The following is a 17,550-nucleotide window of genomic DNA, read 5'->3' on the forward strand; positions in this document are numbered from 1 at the left end:
CACAAGGGAGTTGGCGGCCCCGGGAAGGCGCCCGGATCACGGGCGCGCCCCCGGGGCGGGTCTCATACGACCTGCACGTCACCCACGACGAGCCAGCCGCCCGCGGTCGTGCCCTGCGCGGCGAGCGCGATGCCGGGCACGTTGCCCTTCGAGGTGTCGACCAGGGCGACGCCCCAGCGGTAGGCGCCCTTCGCGACGTTGAGCGCCGTCGAGGTGAACGCGTACGACGTGGTGGAGCCCTTGAGCCAGGCCGACGGGTCGCTGGCGGCGTCCACGAACACCTTCGCCGCGGTGCCGTCGGAGGTGAGCAGCGCGACCGCCGCCTTGTACCGGTGGTTCCACGCCGGGATGTTGTCCGGCAGGTAGCCCCAGCCGAGGTTGGCCCAGGTGTGCGTGAACGCGGCGGTGCCGCCGGCGGCGACGGAGCCGGGCGCGACGACCTGCGTCGGGTAGAGCCGGTACCCGCCGCCACCGTCGAAGGACTGCACCAGCGGGTAGGCGTCCGAGAACCACGTCAGGCACTCGCCGACCCGGAAGTCCATCATGTTCACGTGCGCCTCGGCCGAGTCGTCGTACTCGCCCTGCCGCACGTCGGCGACGGTCGTGTAGCCGCGTGGGTCGACGCTGTAGTTCATGGAGCCGGTGACCCACCCGCCTTCCATGATGATGGGCCGCTGGTAGCGCCATTTCGCGGCGATCGCCTTTTCCCAGTCGCCGTAGTAGTCCGTCATTCCGAATGCGTCGTGGCGCAGCACGTATCCGGCATTGAATGCGATGTCGAGCAGCGCCTCGCTGTCCGGGTCCGGATCGCCCCATCCCTCTCCGGTGCCGATCATCCGGTGGTAGTTCATCGCGAGGGCGACCTTCGGGAATGCGGCGGAATACTCGCCGACGATCCAGCGGAACACCGATTCGCGGTTGGCGGCGTCGAGGTAGAGGACGGTGTGGCCCTCGCCCCATTTCCCGAGTCCGTAGCCGTCGACGTAGTCCGTGACGGCCGGGTCGCCGTACTGGGCGCCGAACGCCCGCAGGAAGGCGGAGAACTTCGCCTGGAACACCGGGTCGTCCGGGTACGGCGACCACACCGTCTTGCTGCCGGTCTGCGTCTCGTACCCCTGGGCGCCGGCGGCGCGCACGTAGTCCGGCGTGAAGTCGTAGGACTTGTCGCGGCTGTCGACCACGACGCGGAAGGCCAGCCGCAGGCCGCGGGCGCGGGCCTCGTCGATGGCGAGCTTGACCGGGGTGTCCGACTGCCAGGCGTACACGCCCTCGGACGGCTCCAGCAGGGACCAGGCGACCCGCATGTAGTACACCGACGCGTAGTCCGTCACCTTGGCGGTGGCGGTCGACCCCTCGACCGGCACCGCGTCGTACTGCGTCCAGTAGTCCGACGGGAAGGACGTGTTGGCGTAGAGCGACCAGCCGTTGAGCGGGTTGCGCAGCACCGTGGTGGTGTCCGGCGTGAAGGCCGCGGTGATTCGGGGGTGGACGCCGTGGCCGTGGCCGTGCCCGGGGGACCGGGTCGCCGCGGCCGCCGGCCCGGCGAGAAACGTGCCGGAGGCCGCGGTGGCCAGTCCAAGACCGAGAGCGGTTCTCCGGCTGATCTTGTTCGACTCCGTCATGCGTTCTCTCCCTTGAAAACGACGAAAACGACGTGGTTTTTCGATGATGGGCGTTCGCGAATCGGCGGGGCAAGAGCCGGGTGCGAAGAGAACAGATCTCGCACATTCGGGGTGCGGGGCGGCGGAGTTCAGAAATGCGGGCAGTCGGTTGATTCGGGCCTGCCGGTGAATTCGGAACAGCCGGAATCGTGGCGAATCAGTCGGTGGCGGCGCGGGTCACCCGCAGCACGTGTTCCCCCTCGCGTGCGGGCACGCGCTGGACGAGGCGGGTGCGGAAGACCCGCCCGTTCCAGGCGCGGGCGAGTTTCGCGTCGTCGAGTTCGACCGGCTCCACGACGATGTCGAACCGGTCGCGCTCCAGCGCCACATGGGCCGCGCCGACCGTGAACCCGTGTGCGTCCGGGCGCGGTTCGAGCGCGGTCATGAACACCAGCGTCATGGTGCCGTCCTCGGCGAACGTCCAGCTGTCGCGGACCTCGACGGCCGGGCCGCCGCGGTCGAGCAGCACGGTGCGCCCGCAGCGCCGCAGCCGGCTGGACTCCGGGTAGGCGGCGGTGAGGTCCGCCGTCAGCTGCGTGGTGGTCCCGTCGTCGTGGAAGGCGGTGCCGGTGGCGCGGTACTGCGCGCCGGGCAACTGCTCGACGCCGCCCGGCAGCGGCACGTTGTGCCAGGCGCTGCGCATGGTCCAGATCGTGTACCGGGTCGACGGTTCGAACGTCTCGCGCCGGTAGACGCCGACTCCGACGTCGATCAGGACGGGGTCGCCGTCCAGCGCGACGATGACGCCGCCGGCGTCGTTGTGGTTGTGGCTGACGTCGTTGTGGCCGCCCTTGGCCGCGACGAACAGGCCCGTGGTGTCGCCGGCGCGCTCGCGGGCCACCGCGACCTCGGTGCCGGGCAGGTAGAGCGCCGCCGGCATGCCGGGCGCCGCCTCGCCGTCGGTCCAGTCGGGGGCGCGCAGCGCGGTGAGGGTGCGGCGGAACAGCGGCGCGAGCTGCCCGTCGAAGCGCAGCGGGTGCGTGCGGCCCATCCACCGCGCGTGCCGGACCACCTCCTCGTCGCCGACCCGGGCGCCGAAGCGGGCGAGCAGGTGCCAGTTGGCGTTCTCCGGCAGCACCGGTGAGCCGTCGGAGTAGTTGACCTGGGAGTTCTCGCCGATCTGCATGCTCATCGGGAAGCGGGCCATCTGCGGGACGGGTGCGACCGGGAAGCCGTCCAGCGCCCCCGCGGTCAGCTCCTGGAGCAGGTCGAGGGCTTCGAAGAGGGTGGCGCCGGCCCACCACCAGTAGGTGGCGCCCTCGTCGCAGCTGCCGTCGTCGTCGTACCCGGCGCGGAAGCGGTCGAGGATGACCAGCGCGCGGTCGACGGTGGCGGCCAGCCGCTCCTGGTCGGTCTCCACGACGGCGGCACAGACCAGCACGTTCGACACGATCCACGGCGCCCAGTTGTTGGGCGGCCCGTCGACGCCGTGCCAGAAGTAGACCTCCTTCTCCCACGGGTCCAGCACCCGGCGGCGGATCTCGTAGTGCACCCGGGCCCGGATGCCGGGGTAGTCGCGCTCCAGGCGCGCGCCGGCGACGGCGTCGATCCCGGCCAGCATGGCGCCGATCGAGGCGTTCGCGAGGTCGAGGACGTCCCGGCCCGGGACGGGCAGGAACGGCCGCTCGCCGGACTCCGGCAGCGCGTAGTGCGACGGCAGGCACCAGGCGCTCAGCTCGCACATCCGCCAGACGCCGTCCGCGAGCTGCGGCACCAGTGCGTCGTCGCCGGTGGCGGCGAGCAGCAGGGCGGTGGTGCCGACCACGCCGCACATCGCGTGCTCGGCGCGCTCCTGGGGCACCCGGTCGCCGGTGCGGCTGTAGGCCGCCCACCGGGTGAGGCTGTGCGGTGCGGCGGCCGCCTTCTCCTGCCAGAGCAGGTGTTCGGCGTGCAGCGTCTGCCGGTCGCGTTCGGCGACGCCGGCCCAGGCGGCGCGGTCCTCGACCGGCGGGGCCGGGGACCAGGCCCCGACCCGCACCGCGGCACGGACCGCGGGAGTGAACAGGGAACGGAGAGAGGTTTCGCTGGTATGCACGGGTGCGGGTCCCTTGGTGGTCGGACGGTCGGCGCTGCTGTTTCTGCCGGGCCGGATCAGGGGTGCTGCTTGGCGTAGGCCGACTCGTACTCGCCGCGGATGGTGTTGCCGACGTTGGCGGTCCAGGTGCGGATGGCGCCGCGGACCTTGGACAGGTTGGCGCGGCCCAGGATGTAGTCGTTCATCGTGTCCAGGACCGCGGACTCCGCGGAGCCGGACTGCGAGGCGGTGGCCGAGTACAGGCCGGTGGCGGGGTTCTGCACCAGCATGTGCTGCGTGCCGACCTGCCACTCGTGCGAGCGGCGCAGCTGCTCGTCCTTGCGGACCGCGAGGTTGAGCACCTGCGGACCGGCGGCCAGGCGGTACAGCGAGCTGGCGTTGACCATGGTCTCGCCGGCCTTGGTCAGGGCGGCGTTCGCGCCGGAGCCGGTGTAGTGGACGCCCTCCTTGCCGTGCGTCAGGTCGAACTGCTCCTGCGAGCCGAAGGGCGCGGCCAGGTAGTTCAGCAGGCGCAGCTGCTCCTTGATGGTGGCCGGGCTCGCCTTCTTCAGCGCGGTGAAGGAGAAGCTCGACGAGCCCTGGTAGTTGCCGCCCTTGCCGCCGTCGGCGCCGAAGGGGACGACCCCGCCGGTCACGACGCCGTCGGGCAGCGTGGTGTCCAGCAGCGCGGAGATGCCGTCCATGTGCAGCAGCACCGTGCCGTTGGCGATGTACGTCTTGGCCTGCGCGCTCTGCATGCTGGGGGTGTCGGGGTGGTAGTAGCCCGCCGAGTACAGCTTCTTGATGTAGCTGACGGTGCGCACCCACTCCTCGGTCTCGTACTTGCTGACGAACTTGCCGTCGGCGGTGCGCTTCCAACCGTTGGGCACCCCGAAGATGGCGCCCATGATGTCGTAGGCCCAGTCGACGAGGTCGGCGCCGCCCTGGCCGGTGATGGCGTAGCGGTTGGCCTTCGCGTCGGTGATCGACTTGCACAGCTCGGTGAAGTCGGCCTCGTTCTTGGGCGCGGGCTCCTGGCCGGTGAGCTTCTTGATGATGTCCGGGCGGCACACCAGGATGCTGCCGAACGGCGGCCGGTGCTCGGGCACACCGTAGATCTTGCCGTTGATCCGGGCGCTCACCCAGGACAGCGACGGGATGTTCGCGAGGTTCGGGTACTCCTTGATCTTGTCGCCGGACAGGTACTCGGACAGGTCCTGGAACCGGGAGGCGAGGATCTGCGGGTACCGCGGCGGCATCGCGAAGGTGAGGAACTCCACCATCTGCGGCAGGGAGTTGCCCGCGATCATGGTGGCGAACTTCTCCGCGAAGGAGTCGCCGGGCACGAAGGTCAGGTCGAACTTGGCATTGGCCTGCCTGCCGATGTACTGGAGGTAGGTGTTGTTCGCCGGCGGCGGGGCGTCGTAGGTCACCACGAAGCCGGACGTGGTGCTGCCGTCGCCGACGGTGCCCGTGACGGACCTGTACAGCTCGCTCTGCGCCGGGGAGTTGTAGTACACCGGCTGGACGACGCCGTTGCCGGCCAGGTCGGGCTTGGGGCCCTTGGTCACCGGTATGTACGTCGGCAGCGGGGTGAGGGTGTCGGACAGCTTGTTCATGCCGGCCGCGTCACTGGAGGAACAGGCGGACAGCGCGCCGCCGGTGCCGAGGGCCAGCAGGCCGAACGCGGCGCCGCCGAGGAGCTTGCGCCGGCTGATCGAGCCGTTGGTGGGCATGTTCATCGGACTTCTCCTTTGAAGTGGACTCCGTGTCGGGGGGGATGGCGGCGGCTCAGCCCTTGACGGCCCCGGTGAGCACACCCTTGGTGAGGTGCCGCTGGACGAACGGGTAGGCGAGGGCGATCGGCGCGATCGCGATCATGACGACCGCCATCTGCACGGACTGCGCGGCGGGGTGGATGGTGGTGTCACCGACACCGGAGACGAGGGAGGAGCCCTGGAGCACATAGGTGCGCAGCACCAGCTGGAGCGTCCACTTCGTCGAGTCGTTGATGTAGAGCAGGGCGTTGAAGAACGCGTTCCAGTAGCCGACGGCGTAGAAGAGGGTGACGACGGCGATGACCGCGCGGGACAGCGGCAGCACGATCTGCCACAGCACCCGGAACTCGCCCGCGCCGTCCATCTTCGCGCTGTCGATGAGCTCCTTCGGTATGCCCATCATGAAGCCGCGTACGACGACCAGGTTGAAGACGCTGAAGGCCGACGGCAGGATCAGCGCCCAGTAGTTGTTGACCAGGCCCAGCTGCTTGACCACCAGGTACAGCGGGATGAGGCCGGGCGTGAAGAGGAACGTCACCAGCACGAAGGTCAGCAGCGGCCGCTGGAAGAGCGATCCGGGACGGCTCAGCGCCCATGCGGCCAGCACCGTCGAGCTGACGCTGATCGCGGTGCCGACCAGGGTGACCAGTGCGGTCACCACGATCGCCCGGGTCACGATCCCGCCGGTCAGGATCTGCGAGTAGGCCGACAGGTCGAACGACTTCGGCCACACCACGTAGCCGCCGGCCGCGGTGATGTCGTCGTTGGTGGACACACTCGTGGAGAAGACGATGAGGAACGGGAAGAGGATGACGGCGAGCAGGATCACGACGGCGACACTCTTGAGCGCCAGCACGACGGGCTTGGGTTTTCCGGCCCAGACCGGACGGCGGATAGTGCTCATGACCGCGAGTACACCCCTTGTTCTCCGAGCATGTGCGCGGCCTTGTTCGCTCCCAGGATGAGGATGAACCCGACCACGCCCTTGATGAGTCCGACCGCGATGCCCACACCCCAGTTGCCGTCGACGACACCGTGGTAGTAGACGTACGTGTCGAGGACCTCGGCCGCGTGCGCGCCCACCGCGTTGCGTTGCAGGATGATCTGCTCGAAGCCGACGGACAGCGCCTCGCCCAGGCGCAGGATGAGCAGCAGCACGATGATCGGCCGGATGCCGGGCAGTGTGACGTGCCAGAAGCGGCTCCAGGCGCCCGAACCGTCGATCGCGGCCGCCTCGTAGAGGGAGTCGTCGATGGCGGCGAGCGCGGCCAGGAAGATGATCGTGCCCCAGCCGGCGTCCTTCCAGATCAGCTGCGAGGTCAGCAGCAGCTTGAAGGTCGACGGGTCGCTCATCACGGTGATCGTCGACTCGTTGGCCTGCCGCAGCATGTGGTTGACCACGCCGCCCGAGCCCAGCGACTCCTGGAAGAAGCCGACGACGATCACCCAGGACAGGAAGTGCGGCAGGTACAGCACCGACTGGACCAGCACCCGCAGCCACGGCCACACCAGGGAGTGGATCAGCAGTGCCAGCGCGATCGGCACCGGGAAGAAGAGCACCAGCTGCATCAGGGTGATCTCAAGGGTGTTGACCACCGCGCGCCAGAACGTCGGGTCGGCGAAGAGCGTCTGGAAGTTCTGCAGGCCGATCCACGGGCTCTGGGTGATCGGCACGTAGGGCTGGTAGTCCATGAACGCGATCACGTTGCCGAACAGCGGCACATAGACGAAGAGCAGCAGCAGGACGACGGCCGGCGTCACCATGATCAGCAGCGGGTAGTCCTGCCGCAGCCGGGCGAGGAACGGGACGCGTCGTTCGACCAGTTCGTGACCGTGGCGGTCGGTACGGGTCGCTGCGGGGGCGACCAACTTCGCGCTCATGCGGCTCCTTTGCCTCGGGTGGTTGCGGGTGTCCGGGAGTTGGCTCGGCGACGACCACGGTGCGACGTTCGAACACTTCGACATCTCTAAGTGCTCATATGATGAGAGTCAAGAGCGATTATTCATCCGCACACCAAACGCACATGGGGAGCGACGATGCACCCGAGTCAGCGCCAGGAGCGCATCCTGGCCGAGTTGCGTGTCCACGGAAGCCTGTCCGCAACCGACTTCGCCGCCCGGGAGGGTGTCTCGGCGATGACGGTCCGGCGGGATCTCGGCGAACTGGCCGACCGCGGCGCCCTGCGGCGCGTGCACGGCGGTGCCGTTTCGGTGGAGACGTACCCGACCGCGGGCGTCCCGCACCGGCCGGCGCCCCGGTCGGCGCCGGGGGAGCCGACCGCCGCGCTGTTCACGCTGGGGCTTGTCGTCCCCGACCCCGGCTACTACTTTCCCAAGGTCGTGGCCGGGGTCGCCGAACGCACCGAGGCCCTCGGCGGGCGCGTCGTCCTCGGCGTCTCGCAGTACGACCGGGCCCTGGAGCGGCAGCAGATCAAGCGCTTCATGTCGAGCGGGATCGACGGGCTGCTGGTCACCACGACGACCGCCGACGCGTACCCGGCGCTGGAGCTGCTGAGCCAGGCGGCGATGCCGGTGGTGATCGTCGAACGCGCCGTGACCGAGGCGCCCATCGGGGCCGCCACCTTGGAGTCCGTGCGCAGCGACCACGGCGCGGGCGCCGCCGTCGCCATCCGGCACCTGGCCGAACTGGGGCACCGCTCGGTCGGCGTCGCGATGTTCGACACCCCCACCTCGCCGCAGCTGCGCACCGGTTACAAGCGCGCCGTGCGCCAACTCGGACTGCGCACCGACGCACCGGTGGAGATCATCGACGAGACCGCCTCGGTGGGCGCCGCGACCCGCCGCTTCGTCACCCGCTGCCTCGACGCGGGCACCACCGCGGTGTTCGTGCACTCCGACCACTACGCGGTGGAGTTCGTGAAGACCGTGCTCGAGATGGGCGTCTCGATCCCGGGCGACCTGTCGGTGGTGGCCTACGACGACGAGGTCGCCGCGTTCGCCGCGGTGCCGCTGACCGCGGTGGCCCCGCCCAAGCACGACGTGGGCCGGTTCGCGGCCACCATGTGTTTCGAGCGTCTTTCGGCAGCCGCCGAACTGGGTTTCGCGCGCCGCCACATGACGCTGACGCCGACCCTGAGCATCCGGGAGTCGGCCCGTCCGGTGTTCGACTCCTGATCGATTGCACCCCGCGCCTTGACTTCGCACATCGCTCCGGGCTGAGGTGGGATTCGCTGTTCGCCGGAGGGGAGTCCACCGTCATATGACGTCGAACATCAACACCATGGGGCCGCCGCACATCGATGCGGTGCGCACCGTCGCGGTCGGCTTCGCGATGCCCGGCCCGACGTTCGGCCGGGTCTTCGCCGCCGCCGACCTCGCGGCGCTGCACGCCGCGAGCACCGTGCGGCTGCTCGCCGACCGGCCGCTCGACCTGGACGGCGCGGCCGACACCGCGCACCTCGCCGAGGTCGAGGTGCTCGTCACCGGGTGGGGCTCGCCGGTCCTGGACGCCGGACGCCTGGACCGGATGCCGCGGCTGCGCGCCGTGGTGCACTCCGCCGGCTCCATCCGGCCCGTGGTCGACGACGAGGTGTGGCGGCGCGGCATCGCCGTCGCGTCGAGCGCCACCGCCAACGCGGTGCCGGTGGCGGAGTTCTCGGTCGCCATGATCGTGCTCGCCGCGAAGCGGGCCCTGGCCGGCGCGGACCTGCTGCGCGCCGCCGACGGCCACGCCGTCGACATCGAGGGCACCTGGCCGATCGTCGGCATGCACGGCATCACCGTCGGCGTCGTGGGGGCCTCCCGCGTCGGCCGCGCCGTGATCGAGCGGCTGCGCGGGTACGACGTCCGCGTGGTGCTGGCCGACCCGCACATCGACGCGGCGGACGCGGCCCGGCTCGGCGTCGAGCGGATGGCACTGGCCGACCTCTGCGCGGCCAGCGACATCGTCTCGCTGCACGCGCCGCTGCTGCCGTCCACCGCCGGCATGCTGGACCGCGCCGCCATCGACGCGATGCGCCCGGGCGCGACACTGGTGAACACCGCGCGCGGCGGGCTGGTGGACCAGGAGGCGCTGGCCGACCGGCTCGACCGGGGCGACCTCGCCGCGATCCTCGACGTCACCGAGCCGGAGGTGCTGCCGTCCGGTGCCCGGCTGCGCGCCACGCCGAACACCTTCATCACCCCGCACATCGCCGGCTCGCAGGGCAACGAACTGCGCCGGCTCGCCGGCAACGCGGTACGCGAGACGCTGGCGTTCAGCGCGACCGGCAGCTTCGCGGAACCGATCGCCTTCGAGCGGTCCGTCCTCCAGGCCTGAGAGCGGAGCGCCGCCACGATGACCGACATCACCACCGCCCGGCCGTTCCTCGACCAGCACGGGCGGTTCGCCCAACTCCACGGCGCCGGCGTCCTGCGGATCGGCGACCGCTTCTACGCCTGGGGCGAGGACAAGAGCGCCGGCGGCACCTTCGCGGGCATCGCCTGCTACTCCTCGGCCGACCTGGCGGCCTGGCGGCACGAGGGCACCGCGCTGGCCGTCGGCGACGGCGACCTCGCCCCCGGCCGCGTGGTCGAACGCCCGAAGGTGCTGCGCCACCCGCGCACCGGGCAGTACGTGATGTACCTCCACATCGACTCCGCGGACTACGCCGACGCGCGCGTCGGCTTCGCGACGAGCGACGACCCGGCCGGACCGTACACGTACCGCGGCAGCGTGCGGCCGCTGGGACACCTCAGCCGCGACATCGGTGTCTACGCGGAGGACGGCGCCGGCTACCTGCTGTCCGAGGACCGCGACCACGGGCTGCACATCTACCGGCTCACCGAGGACCTGCTCGGCGTCGAGGAGCTGGTGGCCACCACGCTCGGCGAGAGCGGCGACCACGGCTACGAGTCGCCCGCGCTGGTCCGGGTCGAGGGCACCTACTACCTGTTCGGCTCCGACCTCACCGGCTGGGCCGCCAACGACAACCGGTACGCGACCGCGCCCTCGCTCGCCGGGCCGTGGTCGCCCTGGCGGCGGTTCGCACCGGCCGGGTCGGCGACGTACGACTCGCAGATCAGCACGATCGTCCCGGTCGAGGGCAGCGAGCGCACCGCGTACGTGTACGTCGGGGACCGGTGGCTGCCCGAGGAGTTGGAGCGGTCGCTGCCGGTGTGGCTGCCGATCCGGATCGGGGGCGGGCAGGCCCGGCTGGAGTGGGCTGGGCGGTGGAGGGTGGACGTCGCGACGGGCGAGGTCGAGGTGGAGCCGGGCGAGGCCGAGGCGGTGCCGGGCGAGGCCGAGGCGGCGGAGGCATGAGCGGCAACGGCAACGGCAACGGTCCTTCCGGCGGCAGCGGTCCTTTCGTGCTGCCCGCGCCCGACGCGGAGCGCTCGCCCCTCACCGGGTGGACGCGCGCGCACTGGGAGGCGGTCGGCCGGCGCTGGCTGTCGCGCATCGAACCGTACGACAGTGCCGGCGGCGCCCTGCCGCGGCTGCCCGGCCGCGTCACCGGCGACGGCGAGCGGCGCGAGAGCATGGAGGCGGTCGGCCGGTCCTTCCTGCTCGCCGCACCGCTCATCGCCGGCGCCCGGGGCACGGAGGCCGAGGCGCTCACGGAGCGGTACGCCCGCGCGCTGCTGGCCGGGACCGACCCGGACGGCGCCGAGTCCTGGCCGCGCGGCGTCACCTGCCGGGCCCCGGTCACCGGGGTGACGAACTCCATCGTGGAGGCCGCGAACATCGCGTTCGGGCTGCACATCAGCCGCGAGCGGCTGTGGGACCGGCTCGCCCCGGCCGAGCGGCGCCGGATCGCGGACTGGCTGCGCCACCACGCGCGGCTGGAGGTCTGGCACAACAACTGGCAGCTGTTCCCGGCGATGGCGGAGGGCTTCCTCCGCTCGGTCGGGGAGGACACCTCCGGGTGCACCGGCACGCGCAACGTCCGCCGCGTGGAGTCCTGGTACCTCGAACAGGGCTGGTACACCGACGGCCCCGAGCACGCCGTCGACTACTACAACGCCTGGGCCATCCACCCCTACCTGTGGGCCTGGTACCGGATGACCGACCGGACCGCGACACCCGACGGCGCGCGGCACCTCGAACGGCTCGGCGCGTTCGCCGGGTCCTGGGCCGACACCGTGGCGCCCGACGGCTCGATGCTGCACGTCGGGCGGTCGCTGACGTACCGGACCGCCGCGCTCGCGGCGCTGTGGTGCGCGGAGATCTCCGGGGTCAACCCGCTGACGCCCGGGGCGACCCGGCGGCTCGCGTCCGGGGTGCTCGCGCGGTTCACCGCGGCCGGGGTCGGCATCGCGCACCCGCCGGAGCTGGGCTGGTACCGCCCGTACGAGCCGATCGCGCAGACCTACAGCGGGTTCGGGTCGTCCTACCTGGCCGGCATCGGGTTCCTCGGGCTCGCGATCGACCAGGACGCGCCGGTGTGGACCGCGGCGGAGCAGCCGCAGCCGACCGAGCGCGGGCCGCGGACCCGGGTGATGCCGGAGCTGGGGTGGCTGCTGCGAACCCAACAGGACGGCATCGTACGGCTGGTGAACCACGGCAGCGACCACTGCGAGATCCCCGTCGAGCCGACCCGGGCCGACCCCGACGACCCGCACTACGCCAAGTTCGGCTACTCGAGCCACACCGCGCCCGGCACGGCGGCCGGTTGGACCGCCAACGTCGACGGGCACCTGGCGCTGCTCGACGCCGGCGGGCGGGCCAGCCACCGCGGGGTGATCCGGGCGATGCGGGTGGAGGGTGCCGTGGCCGGCTCGGTGCACCTGCCGCAGCTCGACGGCCGCCTGCTGCCCGGGTGCTCCGTGGTCAGCGTCACCGTCCTCGACGGCGACCTCGAACTGCGCGCCCACCTCGTGCGGACGCCGCGGCCGCGGCCGGTGCGCGAGGGCGGCTGGGCCGTCGCCGACACCTCGCCCCTCACCACCCGCACCCCCGGCGGCCCGGGCACCGCCCGCACCGCCGCCGTCACCCGCGCGGACGGCCTCACCGCCACCGTCGTCGGCCTGTACGGCTGGCAGCACGCGGCCACCCACGCCGAACGCGACACCAACGCGATGGGCCCCTACTCCGCGGTCCCCGTCCTCACCGCCACCGCCGGCACCCCGACCACCGTCCTCGTCTCCCTCCACACCCTCACCCGCACCGCCCCCACCCCGACCGACCTGGCCGACCTCGCCACCGCGGTCCGCGTCGAGGTCCACGGCACCGTCCTGCACGCCCACTGGCGCACCGGCCCCCACCACACCCTCGACCTCGCCACCTTCGTGCCGTGGGACGGCGAGGTGCCCGCCGCGTACTGAACGAAGAGCGGGCCGCGCGCACCGCACCGGCCAACAGGAGAAGCCGCGTCCCCCTTGGTCGGGGGCGCGGCTTCGCCGGTGGTGGGGCGGGGCTACAGGGCGGCGCCGAAGCCGACGCGGCGGGCGGCGGGCTCGCCGATCTCCACGTAGGCCAGACGGTCGGCGGGGACCAGGACCTTGCGGCCGTGCTCGTCCACCAGGCTCAGCAGCTTGCTGGTGCCCGAGAGCGCGTCGGCGACAGCGGTTTCCACCTCGTCGGCCGACTGCGAGCTCTCGATGCTGATCTCGCGCGGCGCGTGCTGCACGCCGATCTTGACCTCCACGGCTTGGATACCTCCGATGGTCGGGCGGTGTGCGCGGTTGGATCGCGCCGTACGGAGCACAGCGTAGCCCCGCCCGGCGGACGGCACGGGCAGGCCGCAAACGCCGTGAGCGAACAGCCCGCGCTACTCGGGCCGGTGGTCGCCCTCGGCGCCGTGCAGCGGGAACCCGGCGATACCGCGCCAGGCCAGCGACGTGAGCAGCTGCACCGCGGTGTCCCGCGGCACCTCGCTGCCGCTGGCCAGCCAGTAGCGCGCCACCACCTGCGAGACGCCGCCCAGGCCCACCGCGAGCAGCATGGACTGCTCGGCCGGCAGCCCGGTGTCCTCGGTGATGACCTCGCTGATCGCCTCGGCGCACTCCAGCGCGACCTTGTCCACCCGCTCCCGCACCGCGGGCTCGTTCGTCAGGTCGGACTCGAAGACCAGCCGGAACGCGCCGCCCTCGCCCTCGACGTAGGCGAAGTACGCGTCCATCGTGGCCTCGACGCGCTTCTTGTTGTCCGTGGTGGACGCCAGCGCCGTGCGCACCGACTGGAGCAGCGACTCGCAGTGCTGGTCCAGCAGCGCGAGGTAGAGCTCCAGCTTCCCGGGGAAGTGCTGGTAGAGCACCGGCTTGCTGACCCCGGCCCGCTCGGCGATGTCGTCCATGGCCGCGGAGTGGTAGCCCTGCGCGACGAACACCTCCTGGGCCGCGCCCAGCAGTTGTTCGCGCCGGGCCCTGCGGGGCAGGCGCGTGCCACGCGGCCGTGCCGCCTGAGTCTGCTCGATGGCTGTCACGCCGCCTCCCAGTTCTGGTGGTGAAGGTACGAATGAGCACCGCACTGGCCATCGTACTTTTCAGTAACGACCCTGTGCGCCGCGCGGACGGACATTCTCACTTCCTGGGACCTGCGGGCGAAACCTCACGGGCGGCATTCCCTGGCGCACCGGGGGTCCCGGGCGCCCACGGACCCGGTCAGCGGTAGTCGTCCTCGTCACGGGTGACCGCACGGCGCTGCTCCGCGGCGTCCACCGGGTCTGCCTCGGCCGCCTGGTCCGCGGGCCGCACGGTGACCTGGTCGTCGTCCGGTTCGACCAGGTCGGCGCGCTGCTCGGCGGTGTCCGCCTCGGGCGCCTCCAGGTCGAGCGAGGGGTCGCGGTCGGCGTCCTCGCGGGAGGTCTCCGCGGCCTCCGCCTCGTCGATCACGCCGACCTCGTCCCGTTCGTCCACCTCGGCCGGCCCGCCGTCGGCGCCATGGGCGCGGTTGGTGGCGTCGGTGGCGTGGGTGTCGTTGCTTCCGGTCCGGTCGGACATGGCCCCTCCTCGTGCAGAAACGCGCAGAACCGCCACCTTCGAGCGTAGGAGCTGCCGCGCGCATGCGCAGGGCGGCCCCGGGCGGCAGCCCGCAGCGCGGCCCGGGCGGCGGCCGTACCGCGGGCGCACCGGGGGCGCACCGCGGACACCCGGGATGGCGGCTTTCGGCTCCTCCTGCCCGCCGTCGGGCCGCTTCTCGCCGCGAACCCAGGGGCGTTGGCGTGATCCTCTCGTAATATTGCCGTATGCCCTCGACCGATCTTCCCCGCGCGGCCGTTGCACCGGCGGCCGTACCACCGGAGGGGCCGCCGCTGGCGGCCGGCGAGACGGTGCGGACCGTGGGGCTGCCCGGGCTGAGCCTGGTGGTCCGGTCGCGGTCCGACGGCGGACCGGAGCCCGCGCTGTGCGTGCACGGCCTCGGCGGCTCCTCGCAGAACTGGTCCGCCCTGATGGCCCGGATCTCCGACATCGTGGCTCCGGAAGCCCCGGACCTGCCCGGATTCGGCCATTCTCCGCCGCCGGACAACGCCGACTACACGATCCCGGGGCAGGCCAGAGCCGTGATCCGGCTGCTGGACGCGGAGGGCCGCGGCCCGGTCCACCTGTTCGGCAACTCGCTGGGCGGCTCGGTCGCCGTCAAGGTCGCCGCGGCCCGCCCGGACCTGGTGCGCACCCTCACCCTGATCTCGCCCGCGCTCCCGGAGGTCCCGCCGCAGCTCACCGCGTGGCCCACCGTGTTCGCCGGGGCACCCGGGGTGATCCAGCTCTACACCCGGCTGACCCGCGACTGGTCCCCGCAGCGCCGCACCCACGCCCTGCTGTCGCTCTGCTACGGCGACCCGGACGCGGTGGACCCGCAGGCCGTCGAGGCGGCCGCCGCCGAGTACGAGCGCCGGATGCGGCTGCCGTACTTCCGGGACGTGATGGTCCGCTCCGTGCGCGGACTGGTGGACGCCTACACCCTCGGCGGCCAGCACGCCCTGTGGCGCCAGGCCGAGCGGGTCCTCGCCCCGACCTTGCTGGTGCACGGCGGGCGCGACAAGCTGGTCTCCGCCAAGTCCGCCCGCCGTGCGGCCGGCGCCTTCCGGGACCGCCGGACGCTTGTCATCCCCGGCAGCGGGCATGTGGCGATGATGGAGTACCCGGAGCTGGTCGACCGGGCCTTCCGCGACCTGCTGGCCGACGTCGCCGCGCGCGAGCGCGAGCACGCCGGGCCGGCGGGGTCCGGCGGCCCGGCGGACAGCGGCACGCACCCGGGCGCGAGCAGGAGTACGGGCACGAGCACGGATACGGGCACCGACGCGGCGACCAGGAGCTGATCGAGGGCGTGGGGAAGCACAGCGCGACAGACGGCCAGGACGACCGGGACAGCCCGAGCCAGTGGGGCGGCGGACCGGACGGCCCGGCCGGGTGGGACGACGACCCCTGGGGCGACCGGGAGCTGGGGCGCCGCCGCGCGGGCCAGGACGGGACGGACCGGGCGGCCCCGGGCATATCCGGCGCCGGCGGCTTCGTCAGCGGCGGCCCGATCCCGCCCGCCGCGCCCGGTACGGGCCGGCGCCGCCGCGGCCCCGCCGACGACAGCGACTACTTCGCGCCGCTGAGCCCGGTGGACCGCCTGGACCGCTCGGACCGCTTGGACCGCCTCGACCCGCCGGCCGCTGAGGACCCGGCGAGCCCGCTCAGCCCGGTGAGCCCCTACGGCGTCGACGAACCGCCGCGACCCCCGTACGGCCGGGACGGCGTGGACCGGTGGGGCGGCCCCGGCCGGCCCGACCCGTTGGACCGGCTCGACGACGGCCCGCCCGGCCCCGCCCGCTTCCGCCCCGAACACCCCGAACACCCCGAACACGGCGCGTGGGGCGCCCCCGGCGCCTGGCCGGCGGACCGCCCCGGCCGCCGCGACCTGCCCTACGACCCGGTCGAGGAGTGGGCCGCGGACTGGGCGCCGTACGACACCGCGGCCGCGTTCGACTCGCCCGCCGCGCACGGCGGGCGGCACGGCCAGGCCGGGCGCGTGATGTCGCGGCCCCGGCAGGAGTTCCTGGATGCCTTCGACGCGCCCGCGCCGCGCCCGGTGCCGGCCCCCTCGCCCGAACCCGGCGCCGGAACCGACGACGACGGCGGCGGGAGCACGGGGAAGGGCGCGGCGGACGGCGCCGACCGGTCCGCGCCCGGCGCCCCCGGCCGCCGCAGGGCCCGCACCCTCACCACGGGCGTCGCCGCCATGACCGCGCTGGCCGCCCTCGCGGTGCTGGCCGGCACCCAGTTCCACCGCGGCCACCACCGGCCCGAGGACGACACCACCCCGGACGGCGCGTCCGGCCCCGCCGCGGAGGACACCTCCGCCGCGCCGAGCGCCCCCACGGCGAGCACCGCCGCGACCGGCACCGCCTCGTACGACGAGCAGATGGCCCGGCAGTACCCGCTCGACCCGCACCTGAGCCTGTCCGGCGCCTTCAGCACCGTGCCGGGCCACCAGGCCGCCCCCGGCAAGGGCAAGGTGATGCGCTTCCGGGTCGACGTGGAGAAGGGCCTCGACCTGGACCCCCGGCTCTTCTCCGACGCCGTCTTCGCCACCCTGAACGACCCGCGCAGCTGGGGCCACGGCGGCACGATGACCTTCGAGCGGGTCTCCTCGGGGCCGGCCGACATCGTGGTCACCCTGGCCAGCCCCGGCACCACCGCGAAGTGGTGCGCCAAGTCCGGGCTGGACACCACCGTCGACAACGTTTCCTGCGACTCCGCGTCCACCCCGCGCACCATGATCAACGCCTACCGCTGGGCGCAGGGCGCCGCCACCTACGGCCCGGACCGGATGCTCGCCTACCGCCAGATGCTGGTCAACCACGAGGTCGGCCACCGCCTCGGCCACGGCCACGCCGGCTGTCCGCGCGAGGGCGCGCCCGCCCCGGTGATGATGCAGCAGACCAAGTTCCTGTCCCTCGACGGCGGACCGACCTGCGTCCCCAACCCCTGGCCGTTCCCCTGACGCGGCCGCACCGCCCCTCGGCCGCCGCTGCGACCGGCGGCGCGACCGGCGGTGCCCGGAGCCACGTAGGCGCCCGAGCCGCGTAAACGGCAGCCGCGCAAGGAAGTTACGCCCCTTCACCCCTTTTGGTGGCACCACGGACAACCGTCCGCCGAAGCACCGTTGTCCCGGCATAGCGTGCTTCGCGCCGGGCGGGCACCGCCGCCGCACCAACGCACAGCG

At 72.6% G+C, this 17,550-nt stretch carries 14 protein-coding genes; 6 read left to right on the plus strand and 8 right to left on the minus strand.

All coding sequences use genetic code 11. From position 1 onward, the window contains the following. Positions 1-62: 62 nt before the first annotated feature. The 5 genes from AC3ERT_RS05260 to AC3ERT_RS05280 form a co-directional block, all read right to left on the minus strand. On the minus strand, positions 63-1,622 hold the full coding sequence (locus tag AC3ERT_RS05260; protein WP_435172909.1) for a hypothetical protein: 1,560 nt from the start codon (positions 1,620-1,622) through the stop codon (positions 63-65). A 196-nt stretch (positions 1,623-1,818) separates the two neighbouring features. Further along, on the minus strand, positions 1,819-3,696 hold the full coding sequence (locus AC3ERT_RS05265) for a heparinase II/III family protein (protein ID WP_435172911.1): 1,878 nt from the start codon (positions 3,694-3,696) through the stop codon (positions 1,819-1,821). A gap of 56 nt (positions 3,697-3,752) precedes the next feature. Then, positions 3,753-5,417 (minus strand): extracellular solute-binding protein, encoded by a 1,665-nt coding sequence (locus AC3ERT_RS05270; RefSeq protein ID WP_435172913.1) that lies wholly within the window; start codon positions 5,415-5,417, stop codon positions 3,753-3,755. A 49-nt stretch (positions 5,418-5,466) separates the two neighbouring features. Beyond that, positions 5,467-6,357, minus strand: a complete 891-nt coding sequence (locus AC3ERT_RS05275; RefSeq protein WP_335977446.1) for a carbohydrate ABC transporter permease — start codon at positions 6,355-6,357, stop codon at positions 5,467-5,469. Continuing rightward, on the minus strand, positions 6,354-7,334 hold the full coding sequence (locus tag AC3ERT_RS05280; RefSeq protein ID WP_335977444.1) for an ABC transporter permease: 981 nt from the start codon (positions 7,332-7,334) through the stop codon (positions 6,354-6,356). The genes AC3ERT_RS05275 and AC3ERT_RS05280 overlap by 4 nt, the downstream gene beginning before the upstream one ends. 156 nt (positions 7,335-7,490) lie before the next feature. On the opposite strand from AC3ERT_RS05280, the gene AC3ERT_RS05285 reads away from it, so the two are divergent. From AC3ERT_RS05285 to AC3ERT_RS05300, 4 genes are all read left to right on the plus strand, one after another. Then, on the plus strand, positions 7,491-8,588 hold the full coding sequence (locus tag AC3ERT_RS05285; protein WP_435125862.1) for a LacI family DNA-binding transcriptional regulator: 1,098 nt from the start codon (positions 7,491-7,493) through the stop codon (positions 8,586-8,588). An 85-nt stretch (positions 8,589-8,673) separates the two neighbouring features. Further along, complete coding sequence (locus AC3ERT_RS05290; RefSeq protein WP_435125865.1) at positions 8,674-9,732, plus strand: hydroxyacid dehydrogenase; 1,059 nt, start codon at positions 8,674-8,676, stop codon at positions 9,730-9,732. An 18-nt stretch (positions 9,733-9,750) separates the two neighbouring features. After that, positions 9,751-10,716 (plus strand): family 43 glycosylhydrolase, encoded by a 966-nt coding sequence (locus AC3ERT_RS05295; protein ID WP_435172914.1) that lies wholly within the window; start codon positions 9,751-9,753, stop codon positions 10,714-10,716. Beyond that, entirely contained in the window at positions 10,713-12,719 is a 2,007-nt protein-coding gene (locus tag AC3ERT_RS05300) for a DUF2264 domain-containing protein (RefSeq protein ID WP_435172915.1), read from the plus strand. Before AC3ERT_RS05295 ends, AC3ERT_RS05300 begins: the two co-directional genes overlap by 4 nt. Before the next feature lie 92 nt (positions 12,720-12,811). On the opposite strand, the gene AC3ERT_RS05305 is transcribed toward AC3ERT_RS05300, so the two are convergent. The 3 genes from AC3ERT_RS05305 to AC3ERT_RS05315 all read right to left on the minus strand — a co-directional run bounded on the left by AC3ERT_RS05305 (position 12,812) and on the right by AC3ERT_RS05315 (position 14,336). After that, positions 12,812-13,042: a DUF3107 domain-containing protein gene (locus AC3ERT_RS05305; protein ID WP_335977432.1), complete on the minus strand. Its 231-nt coding sequence runs from the start codon at positions 13,040-13,042 to the stop codon at positions 12,812-12,814. Positions 13,043-13,165: 123 nt separating this feature from the next. Further along, positions 13,166-13,819, minus strand: coding sequence for a TetR/AcrR family transcriptional regulator (locus AC3ERT_RS05310; protein ID WP_335977429.1), 654 nt, complete (start codon positions 13,817-13,819; stop codon positions 13,166-13,168). 178 nt (positions 13,820-13,997) lie between these two features. Further along, positions 13,998-14,336, minus strand: coding sequence for a hypothetical protein (locus AC3ERT_RS05315; RefSeq protein ID WP_435172917.1), 339 nt, complete (start codon positions 14,334-14,336; stop codon positions 13,998-14,000). A 245-nt stretch (positions 14,337-14,581) separates the two neighbouring features. On the opposite strand from AC3ERT_RS05315, the gene AC3ERT_RS05320 reads away from it, so the two are divergent. Both AC3ERT_RS05320 and AC3ERT_RS05325 read left to right on the plus strand, forming a co-directional pair. Further along, positions 14,582-15,655, plus strand: a complete 1,074-nt coding sequence (locus AC3ERT_RS05320) for an alpha/beta fold hydrolase (protein ID WP_435125877.1) — start codon at positions 14,582-14,584, stop codon at positions 15,653-15,655. A gap of 8 nt (positions 15,656-15,663) precedes the next feature. Then, complete coding sequence (locus AC3ERT_RS05325; RefSeq protein ID WP_435172919.1) at positions 15,664-17,328, plus strand: DUF3152 domain-containing protein; 1,665 nt, start codon at positions 15,664-15,666, stop codon at positions 17,326-17,328. Positions 17,329-17,550: the final 222 nt, after the last annotated feature.

This window comes from Actinacidiphila sp. bgisy145 (assembly GCF_057708125.1).

Excerpts from the sequence above, each read along its gene's own strand:
- AC3ERT_RS05260 (WP_435172909.1), bottom strand. The coding sequence starts at position 1,622 with ATGACGGAGTCGAACAAGATCAGCCGGAGAACCGCTCTCGGTCTTGGA.
- AC3ERT_RS05270 (WP_435172913.1), bottom strand. The coding sequence starts at position 5,417 with ATGAACATGCCCACCAACGGCTCGATCAGCCGGCGCAAGCTCCTCGGC.
- AC3ERT_RS05275 (WP_335977446.1), bottom strand. The coding sequence starts at position 6,357 with ATGAGCACTATCCGCCGTCCGGTCTGGGCCGGAAAACCCAAGCCCGTC.
- AC3ERT_RS05280 (WP_335977444.1), bottom strand. The coding sequence starts at position 7,334 with ATGAGCGCGAAGTTGGTCGCCCCCGCAGCGACCCGTACCGACCGCCAC.
- AC3ERT_RS05285 (WP_435125862.1), top strand. The coding sequence starts at position 7,491 with ATGCACCCGAGTCAGCGCCAGGAGCGCATCCTGGCCGAGTTGCGTGTC.
- AC3ERT_RS05290 (WP_435125865.1), top strand. The coding sequence starts at position 8,674 with ATGACGTCGAACATCAACACCATGGGGCCGCCGCACATCGATGCGGTG.
- AC3ERT_RS05295 (WP_435172914.1), top strand. The coding sequence starts at position 9,751 with ATGACCGACATCACCACCGCCCGGCCGTTCCTCGACCAGCACGGGCGG.
- AC3ERT_RS05300 (WP_435172915.1), top strand. The coding sequence starts at position 10,713 with ATGAGCGGCAACGGCAACGGCAACGGTCCTTCCGGCGGCAGCGGTCCT.
- AC3ERT_RS05315 (WP_435172917.1), bottom strand. The coding sequence starts at position 14,336 with ATGTCCGACCGGACCGGAAGCAACGACACCCACGCCACCGACGCCACC.
- AC3ERT_RS05320 (WP_435125877.1), top strand. The coding sequence starts at position 14,582 with ATGCCCTCGACCGATCTTCCCCGCGCGGCCGTTGCACCGGCGGCCGTA.